The organism is Azospirillum griseum, from assembly GCF_003966125.1.
Classification (GTDB): domain Bacteria; phylum Pseudomonadota; class Alphaproteobacteria; order Azospirillales; family Azospirillaceae; genus Azospirillum; species Azospirillum griseum.
On record NZ_RXMA01000049.1, the window covers coordinates 1 to 18,825 of the forward strand.

At 66.7% G+C, this 18,825-nt stretch carries 18 protein-coding genes; 17 read left to right on the forward strand and 1 reads right to left on the reverse strand.

Annotated elements, in window-relative coordinates:
* The 5 genes from EJ903_RS25030 to EJ903_RS25050 form a co-directional block, all read left to right on the forward strand.
* On the forward strand, window positions 1–158 hold a 158-nt coding region (locus EJ903_RS25030; protein ID WP_483964204.1), incomplete at its 5' end, for an ABC transporter ATP-binding protein C-terminal domain-containing protein.
* The gene (locus EJ903_RS25035; protein ID WP_126617946.1) at window positions 151–873 is read left to right on the forward strand and encodes an ABC transporter ATP-binding protein; all 723 of its coding nucleotides are present in this window, start codon (window positions 151–153) and stop codon (window positions 871–873) included. The genes EJ903_RS25030 and EJ903_RS25035, both read left to right, overlap by 8 nt.
* Before the next feature lie 22 nt (window positions 874–895).
* Window positions 896–1,783 carry a branched-chain amino acid ABC transporter permease gene (locus EJ903_RS25040; RefSeq protein ID WP_126620607.1) on the forward strand — a complete coding sequence of 296 codons (888 nt, stop codon included), beginning with the start codon at window positions 896–898 and terminating at the stop codon, window positions 1,781–1,783.
* 3 nt (window positions 1,784–1,786) lie between these two features.
* Entirely contained in the window at window positions 1,787–2,779 is a 993-nt protein-coding gene (locus tag EJ903_RS25045; protein ID WP_126620608.1) for a branched-chain amino acid ABC transporter permease, read from the forward strand.
* 45 nt (window positions 2,780–2,824) lie between these two features.
* Window positions 2,825–4,618 carry an acyl-CoA dehydrogenase family protein gene (locus EJ903_RS25050; RefSeq protein ID WP_126620609.1) on the forward strand — a complete coding sequence of 598 codons (1,794 nt, stop codon included), beginning with the start codon at window positions 2,825–2,827 and terminating at the stop codon, window positions 4,616–4,618.
* Between the two features lie 186 nt (window positions 4,619–4,804).
* On the opposite strand, the gene EJ903_RS25055 is transcribed toward EJ903_RS25050, so the two are convergent.
* Window positions 4,805–5,596: a FadR/GntR family transcriptional regulator gene (locus EJ903_RS25055; RefSeq protein WP_126620610.1), complete on the reverse strand. Its 792-nt coding sequence runs from the start codon at window positions 5,594–5,596 to the stop codon at window positions 4,805–4,807.
* Between the two features lie 316 nt (window positions 5,597–5,912).
* On the opposite strand from EJ903_RS25055, the gene EJ903_RS25060 reads away from it, so the two are divergent.
* From EJ903_RS25060 to EJ903_RS27845, 12 genes are all read left to right on the forward strand, one after another.
* Entirely contained in the window at window positions 5,913–7,130 is a 1,218-nt protein-coding gene (locus EJ903_RS25060) for an ABC transporter substrate-binding protein (RefSeq protein WP_126620611.1), read from the forward strand.
* 45 nt (window positions 7,131–7,175) lie between these two features.
* Entirely contained in the window at window positions 7,176–8,810 is a 1,635-nt protein-coding gene (locus EJ903_RS25065) for a long-chain-fatty-acid--CoA ligase (protein WP_126620612.1), read from the forward strand.
* Between the two features lie 49 nt (window positions 8,811–8,859).
* The gene (locus EJ903_RS25070) at window positions 8,860–9,630 is read left to right on the forward strand and encodes a glucose 1-dehydrogenase (RefSeq protein WP_126620613.1); all 771 of its coding nucleotides are present in this window, start codon (window positions 8,860–8,862) and stop codon (window positions 9,628–9,630) included.
* A 33-nt stretch (window positions 9,631–9,663) separates the two neighbouring features.
* Window positions 9,664–10,860, forward strand: a complete 1,197-nt coding sequence (locus EJ903_RS25075; RefSeq protein ID WP_126620614.1) for an acyl-CoA dehydrogenase family protein — start codon at window positions 9,664–9,666, stop codon at window positions 10,858–10,860.
* Window positions 10,851–11,879, forward strand: a complete 1,029-nt coding sequence (locus EJ903_RS25080; protein ID WP_126620615.1) for a phosphotransferase family protein — start codon at window positions 10,851–10,853, stop codon at window positions 11,877–11,879. The genes EJ903_RS25075 and EJ903_RS25080 overlap by 10 nt, the downstream gene beginning before the upstream one ends.
* Window positions 11,879–12,211, forward strand: a complete 333-nt coding sequence (locus tag EJ903_RS25085) for a DUF6285 domain-containing protein (RefSeq protein ID WP_246015966.1) — start codon at window positions 11,879–11,881, stop codon at window positions 12,209–12,211. Before EJ903_RS25080 ends, EJ903_RS25085 begins: the two co-directional genes overlap by 1 nt.
* Before the next feature lie 66 nt (window positions 12,212–12,277).
* Window positions 12,278–12,961: a type 1 glutamine amidotransferase domain-containing protein gene (locus tag EJ903_RS25090; RefSeq protein ID WP_126620617.1), complete on the forward strand. Its 684-nt coding sequence runs from the start codon at window positions 12,278–12,280 to the stop codon at window positions 12,959–12,961.
* A 207-nt stretch (window positions 12,962–13,168) separates the two neighbouring features.
* A complete protein-coding gene (locus EJ903_RS25095) occupies window positions 13,169–14,308 on the forward strand; it encodes a thiolase family protein (RefSeq protein ID WP_126620618.1) in 1,140 nt (379 codons plus the stop codon).
* Window positions 14,309–14,324: 16 nt separating this feature from the next.
* Window positions 14,325–16,670 (forward strand): 3-hydroxyacyl-CoA dehydrogenase/enoyl-CoA hydratase family protein, encoded by a 2,346-nt coding sequence (locus EJ903_RS25100; protein WP_210211556.1) that lies wholly within the window; start codon window positions 14,325–14,327, stop codon window positions 16,668–16,670.
* A gap of 18 nt (window positions 16,671–16,688) precedes the next feature.
* Window positions 16,689–17,402 carry a histidine phosphatase family protein gene (locus tag EJ903_RS25105; RefSeq protein ID WP_126620619.1) on the forward strand — a complete coding sequence of 238 codons (714 nt, stop codon included), beginning with the start codon at window positions 16,689–16,691 and terminating at the stop codon, window positions 17,400–17,402.
* Between the two features lie 57 nt (window positions 17,403–17,459).
* Window positions 17,460–18,485, forward strand: coding sequence for an NAD(P)H-quinone oxidoreductase (locus tag EJ903_RS25110; RefSeq protein WP_210211557.1), 1,026 nt, complete (start codon window positions 17,460–17,462; stop codon window positions 18,483–18,485).
* A gap of 39 nt (window positions 18,486–18,524) precedes the next feature.
* Window positions 18,525–18,825 (forward strand): electron transfer flavoprotein subunit beta/FixA family protein (locus EJ903_RS27845; RefSeq protein WP_425455520.1); only part of this gene is annotated, 301 nt, incomplete at its 3' end.

The window sequence follows — 18,825 nt, forward strand, 5'->3', positions numbered from 1 at the left end:
CCGTGCTGATGGTGGAACACAACCTGTCGGTCGTCGCCCATCTGTCGGACACCATCACCGTCCTGCGGCGCGGCGAGATCCTCGCCGAGGGGCCTTATGAGGTCGTTTCGAAGAATCCGCAAGTGATGGAAGCCTATATGGGGAGCGGGCATGCCTGACGGTTCGATCACGAAAACCGCCATGCTGGAAATCAGCGACCTTCACGGCTTCTACGGCGAAAGCCACGTCCTGCACGGCGTGTCGCTGGAGGTGCGGCAGGGCGAGGTGGTGACGCTGCTGGGCCGCAATGGGGCGGGCAAGACGTCCACCATGCGCGCGATCATGGGGATCATGGGCAAGCGCACAGGCTCCATCCGCTTCCAGGGGCAGGAGCTGATCGGCATGGCCCAGCACAGGATCCCGCGCCTGGGCATCGGCTATGTGCCGGAGGAGCGCGGGATTTTCTCCAGCCTCAGCGTCGATGAAAACCTGACCCTGCCGCCGGTCATCAAGGAAGGCGGGATGACGGTGGAGCAGATTTACGACCTGTTCCCCAATCTGAAGGGGCGCGGCTCGACCCAGGGAACCCGGCTGTCGGGTGGTGAGCAGCAGATGCTGGCCATCGCCCGCATCCTGCGCACCGGGGCCACTCTGATCCTGTTGGACGAACCGACCGAGGGCCTGGCCCCGGTCATCATCGAACAGATCGGCGTGGCGGTGCGGGCGCTGAAGCAGCGCGGCTTCACGATCGTGCTGGTCGAGCAGAATTTCCGCTTCGCCGCCACCATCGCCGACCGCCATTACGTGATGGAAGAGGGGCATGTCGTCGACATGATCCCGAACGACCAGCTCGACGCCAACATGGACAAGCTCCACACCTATCTCGGTGTGTGACCCGCTTTCGGGGATTCGCATCATGGGCATTGTTTTTGGAATCCCGTCGCAGGCGCTGTTCGGTCAGCTTCTGCTGGGGTTGATCAACGGATCCTTTTACGCGCTGCTCAGCCTTGGCTTGGCGGTGATTTTCGGAATGCTGAACGTCATCAACATGGCGCACGGTGCCTTGTACATGCTGGGAGCCTTCGTCGCCTGGCTGCTGCTGAGCGTGTGCGGTGTGGGCTATGGCTGGGCGCTGCTGCTGGCCCCGCTGGTGGTCGGGGGGATCGGGCTGGTGCTGGAACGCACGATGCTGCGGCGGCTGTACCGGCTCGATCATCTCTATGGCCTGTTGCTGACCTTCGGTCTGGCGCTGATGTTGGAAGGCGCGTTCCGCCATCAATACGGCGTGTCGGGCCAGCCCTATCCGATTCCCGACCTGCTGAAGGGCGGGCAGAATCTGGGCTTCATGTTCCTGCCGAATTATCGCGGCTGGGTGATCGCGGCGTCGCTGGTTGTTTGCTTCGGCACCTGGTTCGCCATCGAACGCACCCGGCTGGGGGCCTATCTGCGCGCCGCCACCGAAAACCCGGTGCTGGTTCAGGCCTTCGGCATCAATGTGCCGGTGATGGTGTCGCTGACCTACGCGTTCGGTGTGGCGTTGGCGGGTTTTGCCGGGGTGCTGGCCGCGCCGATCTATCAGGTGTCGCCGCTGATGGGGTCCAACCTGATCATCATCGTGTTCGCCGTGGTGGTGATCGGCGGCATGGGGTCGATCCTGGGGGCCATCCTCACCGGCCTGGGGCTGGGGCTGTTGGAGGGGTTGACCAAGGTCGTCTACCCCGAAGCCTCCAACATCGTCGTGTTCGTCATCATGGCCGTGGTTCTGCTGGTCAAACCGGCCGGCCTCTTCGGGCGGGAGAAATAAGCCATGGGCACCTCATCCTCAACCGGGGTGGTCACGTCCCCCGTGGCGGTCGCCGCGTTTCGCGCCCCCGGGTTGGTCGCGCTGTCGCTCGCCGGGCTTGTCGCGTTGGTCGCGGCCCCCTTCCTGCTGTACCCCATCTTCGTGATGAAGGTTCTGTGCTTCGCCCTGTTCGCCTGCGCCTTCAATCTGCTGATCGGGTTTGGCGGGCTGCTGAGCTTTGGCCACGCCGCGTTTTTTGGCGGTGCCGCCTACATCACCGCGCACGCGGTGAAGGTGTGGGGGCTGCCGACCGAGGTCGGCATCCTGCTGGGGACCGCCGGTTCCGCCGCGTTGGGGCTGGTGTTCGGCGCGTTGGCGATCCGGCGGCAGGGCATCTATTTCGCCATGATCACCCTGGCCTTGGCCCAGATGGTGTATTTCACCGCCCTTCAACTGCCCTTCACCCACGGCGAGGACGGCATCCAGGCGGTCCCGCGCGGCACCCTGTTCGGCGTGATCGATCTGAACGACCCGCTGGCGATGTACTACACGGTGCTGGCGGTGTGCCTGGCCGGTTGCGTCATCATCTGGCGCGCGGTGCATTCCCCCTTCGGGCAGGTGTTGAAGGCGATCCGCGAGAACGAGCAGCGCGCGGTGTCGCTCGGCTACCGCACCGACCGTTACAAGCTGGTGGCCTTCGTGCTGTCGGCGGCGCTGGCGGGGCTGGCCGGGGGCACCAAGGCGATCGTGTTCCAGCTCGCCAGCCTGACCGATGTGCAGTGGCAAATGTCGGGCGAGGTCGTGCTGATGACGCTGCTGGGCGGCATGGGGACGCTGTTCGGCCCGGTGGTGGGCGCGGCGCTGGTGGTGACGCTGGAAAGTTATCTGGCGGCCACCAACCTGCCGGTTCCGGTGGTCATCGGCGGGTGCTTCGTCGTTTGCGTGCTGCTGTTCCGCAAGGGGATCGTCGGTGAACTCTCCGCGCGTCTGCGCATCACCCCACGCCCGCCGGTCTGATCGCACGGCGGCTCAACGTTTCAGTTTCAATGGGAAGCTTTGCTCATGACCACCTTCACCGCGCCCCTGCGCGACATCCGTTTTGTTCTGGATGAGGTTGCCAATCTTGGGGCCGTCAGCGCCCTGCCCGGGTTCGAGGACAGCACGGGCGAGCTGGTCGATTCGATCCTGGGCGAGGCCGGGCGGATCGCCGAGGATGTGTTGGCCCCCTTGAACCGCACCGGCGACCGTCAGGGCGCGCGGTGGTCCGAGGGGCGCGTCACCACCCCCGATGGCTGGGGTGACGCCTGGAAGACGCTGATCGATGGCGGGTGGAACGGCCTGGCCTTCGAACCGGAGTGGGGCGGCATGGGGCTGCCCAACACGCTGAACGTCGCCGTGGGCGAATTGTGGCATGCGGCCAACATGGCGTTCGGTCTGTGCCCCCTGCTGACCCAGGGAGCGGTCAACGCCCTGCGCCAATTCGGGTCGGACGCCCTGAAGGCGGTGTATCTGCCGCCCATGGTGTCGGGGGTCTGGACCGGAACCATGAATTTGACGGAACCGCAGGCCGGGTCCGATCTGGCGGCCATCCGCACCCGCGCGGTGCCGATGGAGGACGGCAGCCACCGCCTGTTCGGCCAGAAGATCTTCATCACCTACGGCGATCACGATCTGACGGACAACATCATCCATCTGGTGCTGGCGCGCTTGCCGGACGCGCCGGAGGGGGTGAAAGGGATCTCCCTGTTTCTGGTGCCGAAGCGGTTGGTCAACCCCGATGGCAGTCTGGGCGCGCGCAACGACGTGTCCTGTGTGTCCCTGGAACACAAGCTGGGCATCCATGGCAGCCCAACGGCGGTTCTGGCCTTTGGCGAGCAGGGCGGTGCCCAGGGCTGGCTGGTGGGCGAGCCGAACAAGGGGCTGGCCCAGATGTTCGTCATGATGAACCACGCCCGCCAATCGGTTGGCCTGCAAGGGCTGGCCATCGCCGAACGGGCCTATCAGCAGGCGCGGGCCTACGCGCGCGATCGGGTGCAGGGGGTTCCCGCCGGGTGGCAGGGGACCTCGCGGGCGGCCATCATCCATCACCCGGACGTGCGGCGCACCTTGATGGGGATGAAGGCGCGGATCGAGGCCATGCGGGCCTTGGTCTACAGCACGGCCGCCGCGCACGACCGCCGGCACCGCCACCCCGACGCCAAAACGCGGGCGGAAGCCGCCGCGTTGGAAGAGTTGTTGACCCCGGTGACGAAGGGATGGTGCACCGAAACCGGCCAGGACATCGCCTCGCTCGGCATCCAGATTCACGGGGGCATGGGGTACATCGAGGAAACCGGAGCGGCGCAGCATCTGCGCGACGCGCGCATCACCACCATCTATGAAGGCACCACGGCGATCCAGGCCAACGATCTGGTGAACCGCAAGCTGCTGCGCGACGGCGGCGCGGCGCTGTCCGCCTACACCGCCGAGGTGGCCCGCAACGCCGACGCGATGACCGCAAGCGACAATCTGCATCTGCAAACGCTGGGGCGTGGTCTGGCCGACGCGTGCCGGAGCCTGAACGACATGGCCCGCTGGATTCTGAAGCAGGGCCAACACCCGGACCTGACCGCCGGTGCCGCCGGGCCGTTCCTGGATGCCTTTGGTCTGGTGGCCGGCGGGCATGGGCTGGGCATCGGCGCGCGGGCGGCGTTGCGGCGGCTGCAAGCCGGGGAAACCGACGACGGATTCCTGTCGGCCAAATTGGCGACGGCGGCGTTCTACGCCCATCACATCCTGTGCCGGGTGGCGGCCCACCGCGTCACCGTGATCGATGGAACGCAGGCGATCATGGATGTGGACGTGGATCAATTGTGAATTGTCGAAGTAAAAAATTCAGCGAACGTCATATCGATCCATTGACCATGGAATACAGCATCAGTTAAAAGAAGGCTGTTGCGCTTGTTTGTTCCTCCCTAGTGAAGCGCTTCGACTTGGAGCGGGATTGAGATATCCCGCTCCATATTTTATTTGCGAGGAAGAGTTTTTTATAAGAGAGCGATTTTACTGCATTTCAAGGATGTGGTCGGCGCAAATCCGGTCAATCGGTTCATCCAGCGACTTGCCGAGCAACTCGAACGCCTTTTTCCAATCGTTGAGATGCCGCCGCATCCACAGCACCGCCTCGGCCTTGTCGTGCTTGTGCAGGGCGTCCAGCAGCGCCGCGTGAGCCTTGAGATTGCGCTGCGCGGCGATCGGGCTGATCTTGAACAGCATCTCGTCCGACGGGTGAAGCAGGAGGTTGCTCGGCTCGCGGGCCAGTTGCAGCACCCGGTTTCCCGCCGCTTTGCTGACGATCGCGTGAAACTCGACATCGAGCTGGGCGAGATCGGCCGGGGAGTCGATCATCCTGGCGGTTTTTTTGAGATTCAGATCAAGCTCGCCGAGCAGATCGGGGGTGATGCGCTCCGCCGCCAGCTCGACCACGGCGGTTTCGATGGCCGTCATTGATTCCCACAGCTCGCGGAACGACACCTCGTGGAGGACGAACGCGCGGCTGATGCGGCAGGCCAGCCGGTCGTAACGCGGGACGCTGGCGTAGAGGCGGCGGCTCGAATCCCGGCGGATTAGCCCGCCCTGCTCCAAAAGGCGGATGCCCTCGCGCACGGTGGATCGGTTGACCCCGAATTTCTTCACCAGCTCCGCTTCGGTGCCGATCGCTTCGCCCGGCTTGACCTTTCCCGACACGATCAGCCGCTCCAGCGCGGCGGCCACCAGCTTGTAGGCGGGCGTGGCGTTGATCGGTTCGATCTCGTCCCGGCCATCGGTGTCCTGGGGCGGCGGCAATGTGTCCATGATGTCAACCCAACAGCCTGTGTGATCGCCTCCGCCCGGTGTGCGCGGGTGGTGGGCGCGTTGTGATTTTAAACCACGGCTACCGTAACACACAGTCCGTTTATCCGACAATATGACGCGGTGTGATCCGGTCTGTCCCGATGCGCAACCCGATGCGCGGCGCTTGGACCCGGTCCCGTTCATGCTCCAGGTGGCTGTTCACATCGGGCTTGACATTGCGAGTGTCTTCGACAACGATGTCTTTGTCCGACAAGCAGACAAACAGACACGAGCGCTCGAAACCGGGCCGTGTCCGGACGAACCCGAGGAAACGTTCATGCACCGCTCCCTGAAACCGATCATCGCGGCGGCCTGGGTCGCCGCCTCCGTGGGCGTGTCCCACGCCGACATTCCCGAACGCGGCGTCGCGATCGGGGTGCTCACCGATTTGAGCGGCGTCTACGCCGACCCGACCGGCAAAGGCTCGGTCGAGGCCGCCCGGATGGCGGTTGAGGATTTCGGCGGAACCATCGACGGCAAGCCGATCCGCGTGCTGATGGCCGACGGCCAGAACAAGGCGGACGTCGGCGCGTCGATCGCCCGGAAATGGATCGACCAGGACAAGGTCGATGCCATCGTCGATGTGCCGAACACGGCCATGGCGTTGGCGGTTCAGGAGATCACCCGCGCCACCAACCGTGTGCTGCTGACCACCGGTGCGGGGTCCAAGGTGCTGACGAACAAGGGATGCAGCCCGACATCCTTCCATTGGGTGTGGGACACCTACGCCCTGGCCAACGGGGTGGTGCGCTCATCGCTCGGTCAGGGGAGCGCCAAATGGTATTTCGTGACCGTCGATTACGGGTTTGGCCACGCGTTGGAAGCCGAGGCCGCCGGGATCGTCACGGCGGCGGGCGGCAAGGTCAGCGGCAGCGCGCGGCACCCGCTGAATTCGTCGGATTTCTCCTCCTTCCTGCTGCAAGCCCAGGCGTCCGGCGCGGATGTGATCGCGCTGGCCAATTCCAGCGGTGACATGATCAACGCGCTGAAGCAGGCGCGGGAGTTCGGCATCACCGAAGCCGGTCAACGCGTCGTGGCGCTGACCACCTGGATCACAGACATCCACTCCCTGGGTTTGGACACGGCCAAGGGCCTGATGCTGACCACGGGCTTTTATTGGAATTTCGACGATCAAGCCCGCGCCTGGTCCGACCGCTGGACCGAACGCATGGGCGACGGGCGTCGTCCGACCGAGGTTCACGCGGGTGTGTATTCGGCGGTGCTGCATTATCTGCGCGCGGCGCAGGCGGCCAAGGCGACCGAGGGGGATGTGGTGGCGGCCAAGATGCGCGAGCTGCCCATCCAGGACCCCTTCGCCCGCAACGCGTCGATCCGGCCCGACGGGCGCATGATCCACGACATGTATCTGGCGCAGGTGAAAACCCCGGCCGAATCCAAAGGGCCGTGGGACTATTTCAAGATCCTTCGCACCATCCCGGCCGCCGACGCGTTTCAACCGCTGGCGTTGAGCGAATGCCCACTGGTCAAGAAATAACCGGGACGCCCACGAGGCCGCAAGGATTGAAGGGAAAGTGACGCTATGCTGCTTGGCAACATGATGGATGTCCCGCTGTTGGTCTCCTCGATCCTGCGGTACGCCGAAACGTATCATGGCGATCGCGAGATCGTGTCGCGCACCGTCGAAGGGCCGATCCATCGCTACAGCTACGCCCAGGCGGCGGCTCGCGCGCGGCGGCTGGCCAACGCCCTGGTGGCGTTGGGGGTGGTGCCGGGCGCGCGGGTGGGAACCCTGGCCTGGAACGGCTACCGCCATCTGGAGCTGTATTACGCCGTGTCCGGATCGGGCATGGTCTGCCACACCATCAACCCGCGCCTGTTCCCGGAGCAGATCGCCTACATCATCAACCACGCCGAAGACGAGGTGCTGTTCACCGATCTGAGCTTCCTCGGCATGCTGGAGGGGATCGCCGATCAACTGACCCGGCTGAAGGCGGTGGTCGTCCTGACGGACGCGGCCAACATGCCCGCCGCTTCGGCGCTTCCGAACCTGCTGTGTTACGAAACGCTGCTGGCGGACCAGCCCGACGCCTTCGTCTGGCCGGAGTTCGATGAGAACACGGCGGCCGCCATGTGCTACACCTCCGGCACCACGGGACACCCGAAAGGCGTGCTGTACAGCCACCGTTCGTGCGTTCTGCACAGCATGACCATCTGCATGCCCGGCGCGCTGGGGGTGTCGCCGATGGATGTGGTGATGCCGGTCGTGCCGATGTTCCACATCAACGCCTGGGGCTTCATCTATTCCGCGCCGATGGTCGGGGCCAAGCTGGTGTTGCCCGGCCCGAAGCTGGACGGGGCCAGCCTGACCGACCTGATCGAAGCCGAACAGGTCAGCCTGACCGCCGGGGTGCCGACGGTGTGGATGGGGCTGCTGGCCTGGCTGGACGCCCACCCGGACCGGTCGATCGCGTCGCTGAAGCGGCTGATCATCGGTGGTTCCGCCTGCCCGCCGGTGATGATCGAACAGTTTCGTCAACGCGGCGTCAACGCCATCCATGGCTGGGGGATGACCGAAACGCACGCGGCCAGCTGCACCAGCCTGCCGAAGCCCAAGCACGCGCTGTGGTCGCCGGAGGAGCGCTCCGCCTTGGCCTTGAAGCAGGGGCGGCCGTTCTACGGCATTGAATTCCGTGTGGTGGACGAGGAGGGGGCCGAGGTCCCGCATGACGGCGAGTCCTATGGGCGGCTGCTGGTGCGGGGGCCGTGGGTGGCGGCGGGGTATTATGGTGTGTCCGACAGCCCCAGCCACGCCACACCCGGCTGGTTCGAAACCGGCGACATCGTGACCATGGACGCCGACGGTTACATCCAGATCGTGGATCGCGCCAAGGATTTGATCAAATCGGGCGGCGAATGGATCAGCTCCATCGAACTGGAAAACATCGCGGTCGGGCATCCGGCGGTGCGCGAGGCGGCGGTGGTGGCGCGGCCGGACGCCCAATGGAGCGAGCGCCCCCTCCTTGCGGTGGTCCTCAAGGAGGGGGCGGCGCTGACGGCGGCGGACATGATCGCCTTTTACGAGGGCAAGGTCGCCAAATGGTGCATCCCGACCGATCTTGTCGTGCTGGATGAGCTGCCGCACACGGCCACGGGGAAAATTCTGAAAACCGCCCTGCGGACCATGCTGATGACGCGGCTGGCCGAGGCGCAATGACGGGCCGCCACCGGGCGGGCCGTCGGTGTCCCACATGGGGGAAACGAACATGAGCGTAAGCGTGGACTTGAAGGGCCGGACCGCCCTCGTGACCGGGGCGTCCAGCGGGCTGGGGCGGCATTTCGCCAGCCTCCTGGCGCGCTCGGGGGCGGCCGTGGCCGTGGCCGCCCGGCGGGTTGAAAGCCTGAACACGGTCTGTGCGGAGATCGAGAGCGCCGGTGGAACCGCCCTGGCGCTGCCGATGGACGTGACCGATCCCGCGTCGGTGCGCGCCGGTGTGGCGGCGGCGGCGGCGCGGTTCGGCGGCATCGACATTCTGGTCAACAACGCGGGGACCGCCCAGACCAAAGCCTTTCTGGATCTGGACAGCGAGGATTGGGACCGCATCGTCGACACCAATCTGAAAGGGTGCTTCCTGGTTGGCAAGGAGGTTGGGGCCATCATGCGCGCCCAGGGCGAGCGTGGCGGCAGCATCGTCAACATCGCGTCGGTCGCCGGCCTGCGCGTTGCCAGCCAGATCGCGCCCTACGCCGTGTCCAAGGCTGGTCTGGTGCATCTGACCAAGGCCATGGCGCTGGAGCTGGCGCGGCACCGCATCCGCGTGAACGCCCTGTGCCCCGGCTACATCGAAACCGACCTCAATCGCGACTTTTTCGCCACCGACGCCGGGCAGACGATGATCAAGCGCGTGCCGATGCGGCGCTTGGGACGGGCGGAGGAGTTGGACGGGCCGCTGCTGCTGCTGTGTTCCGACGCCTCGTCCTTCATGACCGGTTCCGTCCTGGCGGTGGACGGCGGTCATCTCGTCAACACGCTGTGACGGTTGCGCGCGCACCAACAAGGAATTCAAGCGATGGACTTCACGCTGTCCCCGGAGATCGAGGATTACCGCCGCCGTGTGCGGGCCTTTGTCGAAGCGGAGATTCTCCCCTATGAGGCCGACCGGTCGCAATGGGACGAGCACGAAAACATCACCGAGGCGAAGACCGCCGAAATCCGCGCCAAGGTGAAGGCCGCCGGTCTGTGGGCCTTGCAGATGCCCAGGGAGCTGGGCGGGCAGGGGCTGTCGGTGGTTGGCATGGCGGCCTGCTACGAGGAGATGCAGCGCTCGCTGTTCGGGCCGGTCTGCTTCAACTGCGCCGCCCCCGACGACGGCAACATGATGCTGCTGAACAAGGTCGGCACCCCGGCGCAGAAGGAACGCTGGCTCCACCCGCTCGTGGATGGCCGGGTCCGCAGCGCCTTTGCGATGACCGAACCGCACCCCGGCGGCGGTTCCGACCCCACGATGATGCTGACCAAGGCGGAACGGCGGGGCGACCGCTGGATCGTCAATGGCCGCAAATGGTTCATCAGCGGGGCCGATGGTGCCCAGCATTTCATTCTCCTCGCCCGCACCTCCGACGACGCCCGCAAGGGCTTGACCGCCTTCCTGTTTGACAAGGACCAACCCGGTTGGCGGATCGAGCGGCGCATCCCGATCATGGGGCCGGAGGAGCATGGCGGTCACTGCGAGCTGGTGTTCGAAGGGCTGGAAATTCCCGACGAGAACATTCTGCTGAACGTTGGCGACGGGCTGAAGGTCACGCAAATCCGCCTTGGCACCGCCCGCCTGACCCATTGCATGCGGTGGCTTGGCCTGTCCAAGCGCAGCCTGGAGGTGGCGGCGGAGTATGTGAAGGAGCGCCGCAGCTTTGGCATGACGCTGGCCGAGCATGAAGGCGTCCAATGGATGCTGGGCGAGGCGGCGATGCAGATCGAATTGGGCCGCCTGATGGTGATGAAGGCCGCCTGGCAGCTCGACCAGGGCCGCTTTGCCAAGAAAGAGCTGTCGATGGCCAAGGTTCTGGTCGCGGACACCCTGCACAAATCCGTCGACACCGCCATGCAGCTGTGCGGCGGCCGTGGCTATTCCAAGGACACGGTTCTGGAATGGATCTACCGCTACGCCCGCGTGGCCCGTCTGGTCGATGGCGCGTCGGAGGTGCACAAGATGGTGCTCAGCGGCGCGTATCTGAAGGAAGGCGATGGGTTCTGGTCATGGAACTGATCGTTCATGAAAAGCGGCCTGCCTTGGAAGCCTGGCTGGCCGAGCGTTTCGGGGCGGACCATGTCCGCATCGACGACGTCGACCGGCTGGGCGGTGGCGCTGTGTCGGAAAACCTCGCCCTGGTCCTTCAGGTCGATGGCGGGCCGATGCAGGGCTGGCACGAGGCGGTGCTGCGGGCCGCCGCCGCCATGGGGGTGGACGCCAGCCTGAGCAAGACCGATGAGTTCGCCGTCCTGCGCGCGGCCTGTCAGGCCGGGGTTGCGGCCCCCGAACCCCTGGCGGTGTGCCTGGACGCCGGGTTGATCGGCCGCCCCTTCTATCTGATGCGCCGCGCCGAGGGGGTGGCCAGCGGGCATGTCCTGGTCAAGGCCGACGAACCGCTGCGGGCGCTGGCCCGGCAGTTGGGGCGGGAGTTGGGCAAGCTGCACCGCGTCCGCCCCGGTGCGGCGGGGCTGGAATGCTTGCCGCCGCTCACCACCGATCCGGCCCGCAAGGCGATCGCCACCTTTCGCGGCTGGGCGGGGGCGGAGGCCGGGCGCGACCCGGTTCTGGCCTATGGCCTGCGCTGGCTGGAACGCAACATTCCGGCCCGCCAGGAGGTGGCGCTGTGCCACGGCGATTTCCGCACCGGCAATTATCTGGTTCAGGACGGGCGGTTGACCGCCATTCTTGATTGGGAGTTCGCGGGCTGGTCGGACCCGATGGAGGATCTCGCCTGGTTCTGCGCGCGCAGTTGGCGTTTTGGCCGGATGGACCGCGAGGCGGGCGGCATCGCCGACCGCGCGGATCTCTACGCCGGGTACGAGGAGTCCGCCGGGCGGGCGGTTGACCCGGTGCGTGTGGCCTATTGGGAAACCGCCGCTTATGTGCGGTGGGCGATCATGTCGGTTCAACAGGGCCGCCGCCACACCTCCGGTGTCGAACCGTCGCTGCAACTGGCGCTGACCGGACGGATGCGCCCGGAAATCGAACATGACCTGCTGCTGCATCTGGACGCTTTGGAAGGGATGGGGGTGTGATGACCGATTTGCCCGACGCCCGTGGCCTGGTTGACATTGCGCTCCAGACCTTTCGGGCCGAGATTCTGCCGGTTCTGCCGTCAAACCGCCGGGTCGACGCGATGATGATCGCGCGCGCGCTTTCCATCGCCGAACGCGAGATGCAGGGGCCGCCGGATGTGGTTGGTCCGCTGCGCCAGCTTCTGGGCGAGGAGGGCGACGAAGACACGCTGTCGCGCCGCCTGTGCGCCGCGATCGCCGAGGGGCGGTTCGATGGATCGCCCGCGCTGCGATCCACCTTGTGGGCGATCACCCGCGCGCGGCTGGCCGTGTCCAACCCGCGATACGCCTGACCCGTCTCTGCGTTCCGCCCCTCCGTTCCTTCTGTTTTGTTCCCGTTTGTTCCAATGAGGTGAATCGTGTCGTCCAAAATCCTGATCGTCCTGACCGGTGTCGAGAAATACCCGTCGATGGATCGCGCCACCGGCGTGTGGTTGGGTGAAGCCGTGCATTTCGTCGAGCCGGTCGAAAAGGCCGGTTTCACCGTCGATTACGTCAGCCCGCGCGGCGGCTACACCCCGATCGACCCGCACAGCCTGGCCATGGCCAGCCCGGTTGACTGGGAATGGTACCAGAACAAGGCGTTCATGAACCGCCTGGGCGCCACCCTGAAACCGTCGGAGGTCAATGCCGACGAGTATGCGGCGGTGTATTACGTCGGCGGCCACGGCGTGATGTGGGATTTCCCCGACAACGAGGAGCTTCAGGCCATCAGCCGCCGCGTGTACGAGCGCGGTGGGGTGGTGTCCGGGGTGTGTCACGGCGTGGTCGGCCTGCTCAACATCCGCCTGTCGAACGGCGATCTGCTGATCGCCGGAAAGCGCGTGACCGGCTTCTCGAACGAAGAGGAAAAGCTGGCCCAGCTCGACCAGCATGTGCCGTTTCTGACCGAGGACACGCTGACCGCGCGCGGGGCCGTCTATGAAAAGGCCAGCCAGCCCTGGGACAGCTTCGCCGTGGCCGATCAGCGGGTTGTGACCGGCCAAAACCCGGCGTCGGGCCGCGCCGTGGCCGATCTGGTCATCGCGCAGCTGGGCCGGTGATCGGCTGACCTGCATGGGATTGGCGCTCCGCCGGAGCGTCAATCCCTGCGCTCCTCATCCGTCTCCCCTTTTCCACATCGTCCATGTTTTGAACGTCAGGGACGGCGGTCGCGCGGCTTGGCCGCCCGACAGCCAGTCGGCGTGCCGTTTTGACGCCGCCAGAGGCGAAACCCCGTCTCCGTCCTGCCCCGGTGAGGAACCCCCATCATGCCCAACGCTGTCGTCGTCGCCTATGCGCGATCACCCTTCACCCTTGCCTTCAAGGGGGCGCTGGCGTCCCTTCGCCCCGACGATCTGCTGGCCCAGCTCGTCAAAGGGCTGTTGACCAAGGTTCCGGTCAACCCCGCCGAGATCGAGGATCTGATCGTCGGCTGCGCCTTTCCCGAAGGCGAGCAGGGATACAACATCGCGCGCATGGTTGGTCTGAACGCGGATTTGCCGCGTGGGGTGGCGGGGGCCACGATCAACCGCTGGTGCGGTTCGTCGATGCAGGCGGTTCACATGGCCGCCGGGGCCATCGCCCTGGGATCCGGATCGCTGTTCATCGCGGCGGGCGTCGAAAGCATGAGCCGCGTCCCCATGATGGGTTTCAACCCGATGCCCAACCCGGCGTTGGCGGAGCGCGAACCGGGGGCCTATCTGCCCATGGGGCTGACCGCTGAAAATCTGGCCGACGCCTATGGCGTGTCGCGGGCCGAACAGGAGATCTACGCCGTCGGGTCGCACCGCAAGGCGGCGACCGCCCAGGCGGGCGGCGGTTTCGCCGACGAGATCGTGCCGATCCGCCTGCTGGACGGAACCGAGGTGGATCGCGACGGCTGCGTGCGCGCCGACGCCACGGTCGAGGCGCTGGCCACCCTGAAGCCCGCCTTTCGCAGCGACGGGTCGGTGACGGCGGGCACCTCGTCGCCCTTGACCGACGGGGCCGCCGCGCTGCTGATCGCCAGCGAGGAATACGCCAAGGCGCGGGGCCTGCCCTGTCTCGCGCGCATTCGCGCCACCGCCGTGTCGGGCTGCGACCCGGCCTTCATGGGCATCGGTCCGGTGTCGGCGACGCGCAAGGCGTTGAAGCGGGCGACGATCGCCGTGGGCGACCTGTCCGTCATCGAAAGCAACGAGGCGTTCGCGGTGCAAGCGATGGCGGTGGCCCGCGAGCTGGGTTTCGACGACGGGCGCGTCAACCGCGACGGCGGTGCCCTGGCCCTTGGCCACCCGCTGGGCGCGACCGGTGCCCGCATCGTCGGCAAGGCGGCGTCGCTGCTGGCGCGCGACGGCGGCGCGTTCGCCCTCGCCACCCAATGCATCGGCGGCGGGCAGGGCATCGCAACCGTTCTCGAAGCGCTTTGAACGCGGAAGGACCATCATGATGACCATCAATCGGGTCGCCGTCGTCGGTTCCGGCGTCATGGGCAGCGGCATCGCCGCGCAGATCGCCAACGCCGGGGTTCCGGTTCTGCTGCTTGACATCGTTCCGGAAACCGGGGCGGCGACCGGTGGCGACCGCTCCCGCCTTGCCAAAGCCGCGCTGGAACGCTTGAAGGGCGTGCAGCCCGCCGCGTTCATGAGCCGGGCGGCGGCGGCGCTGGTCACGCCGGGAAATCTGGAGGACGACCTGGGCGCGCTCGCCGACGCGGACTGGATCATCGAAGCGGTGATCGAGGACCCGGAGGTCAAGGCCGCGCTGTACCGCCGCATCGACACGGTGCGGCGGGCGGGGTCGGTGGTGTCGTCCAACACCTCCACCATTCCGTTGACGCGCCTAATCGATGGGCAATCCCCGGCCTTCGCCCAGGATTTCCTGATCTCTCATTTCTTCAACCCGCCCCGCTACATGCGCCTGATGGAGCTGGTGGCCGGTCGTCACACGCGCGCCGACGCGGTGGCGGCGATCACCGATTTCGCCGACCGGCGGCTGGGCAAGGGGGTGGTGTCGTGCAACGACGGCCCCGGCTTCATCGCCAACCGGATCGGCACCTACTGGATGTACAGCGCCATCGGGGCGGCCTTCGACCTTGGGGTGGCGGTGGAGGAGGCGGACGCCCTGCTGTCCCAGGCCATGGGCGTGCCGCGCACCGGGGTGTTCGGGCTGGTGGATCTGGTCGGGCTGGATCTGATGCCGCACATCGCCCGGTCGTTCCGCCAGACGCTGCCCCTGGACGATGATTTCCGGCAGGTCTATCGCGATCATGAACGGCTGCGGTGGATGATCGACGCCGGGTTGACCGGTCGGAAAGGCAAGGGCGGTTTTTACCGCACCGAGACGCATGGCGGGATCGCGCGCCGACAGGCGATGGATCTGGACAGCGGTCTGTACCGCCCCCTGGCCACGCCGACCCTGCCGAGCGTGGCGGCGGCCCGGCAAGGGCTGCGGGCGGCGCTGGCGCAGGAGGATCGCGGCGGGCGGTTCCTGCGGCGCGTGCTGCTCGAAACCCTGGGTTACGCCGCCGGTCTGGTCCCGGGCATCGCCGACAGCGTCCGGTCGGTCGATGAGGCGATGCGGCTTGGCTACAACTGGTCGGAGGGGCCGTTCGCCTTGATCGACCGCGTCGGGGCGGAATGGTTGGCCGACGCCCTGCGCGCGGAGGGGCGGTTGGTTCCTCCCTTGCTGGCGTTGGCGGACCGCCGACCCTTCCACCGCGTGGCCGATGGGCGGGTCCAGCATCTGACCGTTCGTGGTGACTATGCGGACGCGCCGGTCCGGGAGGGCGTGGTGGCGCTGTCGGACGTCAAGCGGGGCCGGGATCCGGTCGCGCGCAGCGAATCCGCCGCGCTGTGGGATTTGGGCGACGGGGTGTTGTGCCTGGAATTCACCACCAAATCCAACAGCCTGGATGTGGGCGTGATGACCATGATCCTGCACGCCGTCGAGGTGATCGGCGACGGTCGCGGGGCGTGGACGGCGCTGGTCATTCACAACGAGGGTGAGAATTTCTCGGTCGGCGCGAATCTGGATCAGGTGCGCAGCGCCGCGAAGGACGGGCGCACCGACGATCTGCTGCGCCTCAACAGCGTCGGACAGACCGCGCTGATGGCGATGAAGCGCGCGCCCTTCCCGGTGGTGGGGGCCGCCTGGGGCATGGCCCTGGGCGGGGGCTGCGAGATCCTGCTGCATTGCGACCATGTCCAGGCCCACGCCGACCTTGTCATGGGACTGGTCGAAACCCGCGCCGGTCTGATCCCCGGCTGGGGAGGCTGCAAGGAGTTGCTGGCCCGCCGATTCGGCGTGACGGACCGCCCCGCCGGGCCGATGGAGCCGATCAAGGCGGCCTTTGAGTCCATCCGCGCGGCCAAGGTCAGCGGCTCCGCCGCCGAGGCCAAGGAGTTGGGTTTCCTGCGACCGTCCGATGGTGTGACCTTCAACCGGGACCGGTTGCTGGCCGACGCCAAGGCCGCCGCCCTGGCGCTGGTTCCGGGATACAGCCCGCCGAGGCCGATCGAGCTGCGCCTGCCTGGTCCCACCGCCGCGCTGGCGCTGCGGATGGGCGTGGACGCGCTGCACGCGGTCGGGCGGGCGACGGTCCATGATGTCGCCGTGGCGAAGGAGTTGGCCGAGGTTCTGTCCGGTGGGCGCACCGACCTTCTGCGTGTGGTGGGCGAGGACGATCTGTTGGCGTTGGAGCGCACCCACATCCTGCGCCTGATCGACCAGCCCGCGTCCGTGGCCCGCATGGACCATCTTCTGGCCACCGGCAAGCCGCTGCGGAACTGAGGGATGGGGTGCACAGCCATGACGATGTTCGTTCCGCTGGATGGCACGCGCGCCCGCCGCCGCCTGTATCTGATCCGCCACGGGCATGTGGCGTATTACGACGACCAGGGGCGGCCGCTCAACCCGAAGGGGGTGGGGCTGTCGGAGCAGGGGCGGGCGCAGGCCGACGCGGTCGGGGCGGCGCTGGCCGGGATTCCCATCGACCGGGCCATCTGCTCCGGCCTGCCCCGCACCCGGCAAACGGCGGAACGCGCGCTTTCCGGTCGCGGGCTGGGGATCGAGGACGACCCGGCCTTCCTGGAAATCCGGGCCGGACGCGTGGATCGGGTCCCGCCGGGCGACCGTCACGCCGCCTACATCACCGGCTTCGACCGGGTGGACCGCTCCACCCGCTTCGCCGGGGGGGATGGCTTCGCCGAGGTCTATGATCGCGTCACCGCGCGGGTCGAGCGCCTGGTGGTCGAGCCGGGATGGACCCATCTGGCGCTGTTCGCCCATGACGGCGTCAACCGGATGATCCTGGCCTGGGCCTGCCGCGCCGGGTTGGCCGGTCTTTCGGCGTTCGAGCAGGATTACGGCGGTCTGAACATCGTGGATGTCGATGTCGTCGATGGCCGCCTGGACCGGTGCCTGATCCGGACGGTGAACAGCACCCCCGGCAATCCGGCCAAACGCGGTCTTCACAGCACCAGCCTGGAGATCGCCTTCACCCCGCTGCTTTCCCTGCCCTGACCGTTCGTCCCCCGACCGTCTCCCCCTCCCTGTTTCGACCTTTGCCAGGATATTGCCATGCCGCAGACCAACCACCCTGATTGGATGACGCAGATCGTCATCAGCGCGCCGGGGGAACCGTCCGTGCTCCGCGCCCAGGGCGCGCCGGTGCCAACACCCGCCGCAGGCGATGTTCTGGTGCGTGTGGAGGCGGCGGGCATCAACCGTCCCGATGTGCTTCAACGGCAGGGCCATTACCCGATGCCCCCCGGCGTCACCCCGGTTCCCGGTTTGGAAATCGCCGGTGTCGTCGTGGCGGTCGGTCCGGGTGTGGACGGGTGGGCACCGGGGGATCGGGTCTGCGGCCTGACCAACGGCGGCGGCTACGCGGAGTTCTGCCTCGTTCCGGCTGGCCAACTCCTGCCGATTCCGCGCGGCTTTGATGCGGTTCAGGCGGCGGCGTTGCCCGAAACCTTCTTCACGGTCTGGGCCAATCTGTTCGGCCTTGGCCGTGCCCGCGCCGGGGATCGGGTGCTGATTCACGGCGGCAGCAGCGGAATCGGAACCACCGCCCTGCTTCTGTGCCGTGAATTCGGCATCGAGGCGTTCGCCACCGCCGGGGACGAGGCGAAATGCGACGCCATCCGCGCCCTGGGGGGCACCGCGATCCAGTATCGGACCACGGATTTTTCCGAAACCATCCTTCAGGCCACCGATGGCCGGGGGGTGGATGTCGTTCTGGACATCATGGGCGGTTCCTATTTCGACCGGAACCTGTCCGTTCTGGCGCGGGATGGCCGCTTGGTCGTGATCGGTTTCATGGGCGGGCGCTACGCCACGTCGGTCGATCTGCAAAGCCTGGTGCTCAAGCGCGTCGTCGTGACCGGCTCCACCATGCGGTCGCGCTCGCCGGAGGAAAAGGCGGAGATCGCTCGTGAATTGCGCGAGCGGGTGTGGCCGGTGCTGGAAGCCGGGCGGTGCCTGCCCGTCCTGGACCGTGTCTTTCCGTTCCTGGAGGCGGCGGAGGCGCACCGCCACATGGAGTCCGGCGCGCATGTCGGCAAGATCGTCCTTCGTGTTTCGGAAACGCCGTCACCGCTCTGATCGGGCGTCAACCGGTGGTGTGAAAGGGTGAAGCAAGCGATGAAAGTTCTCGTCCCCGTCAAACGAGTGGTCGATTACAACGTGAAGATCCGCGTGAAGGCGGATGGCAGCGGCGTTGAGACCGCGAACGTGAAGATGAGCATGAACCCCTTCGACGAGATCGCCGTTGAAGAGGCCGTTCGGTTGAAGGAAGCGGGCACGGCGACGGAGATCATCGCTGTGTCTGTGGGTCCGACGGCGGCGCAAGAGACACTGCGGACGGCGCTGGCGATGGGGGCGGACCGCGCCATCCTGGTGCAGACGGACGCGGAAACCCAGCCGCTGGGCGTGGCCAAGGTGC

Coding starts and splice junctions, on each gene's coding strand:
- EJ903_RS25035 (WP_126617946.1), top strand. CDS start 151: ATGCCTGACGGTTCGATCACGAAAACCGCCATGCTGGAAATCAGCGAC.
- EJ903_RS25040 (WP_126620607.1), top strand. CDS start 896: ATGGGCATTGTTTTTGGAATCCCGTCGCAGGCGCTGTTCGGTCAGCTT.
- EJ903_RS25045 (WP_126620608.1), top strand. CDS start 1,787: ATGGGCACCTCATCCTCAACCGGGGTGGTCACGTCCCCCGTGGCGGTC.
- EJ903_RS25050 (WP_126620609.1), top strand. CDS start 2,825: ATGACCACCTTCACCGCGCCCCTGCGCGACATCCGTTTTGTTCTGGAT.
- EJ903_RS25055 (WP_126620610.1), bottom strand. CDS start 5,596: ATGGACACATTGCCGCCGCCCCAGGACACCGATGGCCGGGACGAGATC.
- EJ903_RS25060 (WP_126620611.1), top strand. CDS start 5,913: ATGCACCGCTCCCTGAAACCGATCATCGCGGCGGCCTGGGTCGCCGCC.
- EJ903_RS25065 (WP_126620612.1), top strand. CDS start 7,176: ATGCTGCTTGGCAACATGATGGATGTCCCGCTGTTGGTCTCCTCGATC.
- EJ903_RS25070 (WP_126620613.1), top strand. CDS start 8,860: ATGAGCGTAAGCGTGGACTTGAAGGGCCGGACCGCCCTCGTGACCGGG.
- EJ903_RS25075 (WP_126620614.1), top strand. CDS start 9,664: ATGGACTTCACGCTGTCCCCGGAGATCGAGGATTACCGCCGCCGTGTG.
- EJ903_RS25080 (WP_126620615.1), top strand. CDS start 10,851: ATGGAACTGATCGTTCATGAAAAGCGGCCTGCCTTGGAAGCCTGGCTG.
- EJ903_RS25085 (WP_246015966.1), top strand. CDS start 11,879: ATGACCGATTTGCCCGACGCCCGTGGCCTGGTTGACATTGCGCTCCAG.
- EJ903_RS25095 (WP_126620618.1), top strand. CDS start 13,169: ATGCCCAACGCTGTCGTCGTCGCCTATGCGCGATCACCCTTCACCCTT.
- EJ903_RS25100 (WP_210211556.1), top strand. CDS start 14,325: ATGATGACCATCAATCGGGTCGCCGTCGTCGGTTCCGGCGTCATGGGC.
- EJ903_RS25105 (WP_126620619.1), top strand. CDS start 16,689: ATGACGATGTTCGTTCCGCTGGATGGCACGCGCGCCCGCCGCCGCCTG.
- EJ903_RS25110 (WP_210211557.1), top strand. CDS start 17,460: ATGCCGCAGACCAACCACCCTGATTGGATGACGCAGATCGTCATCAGC.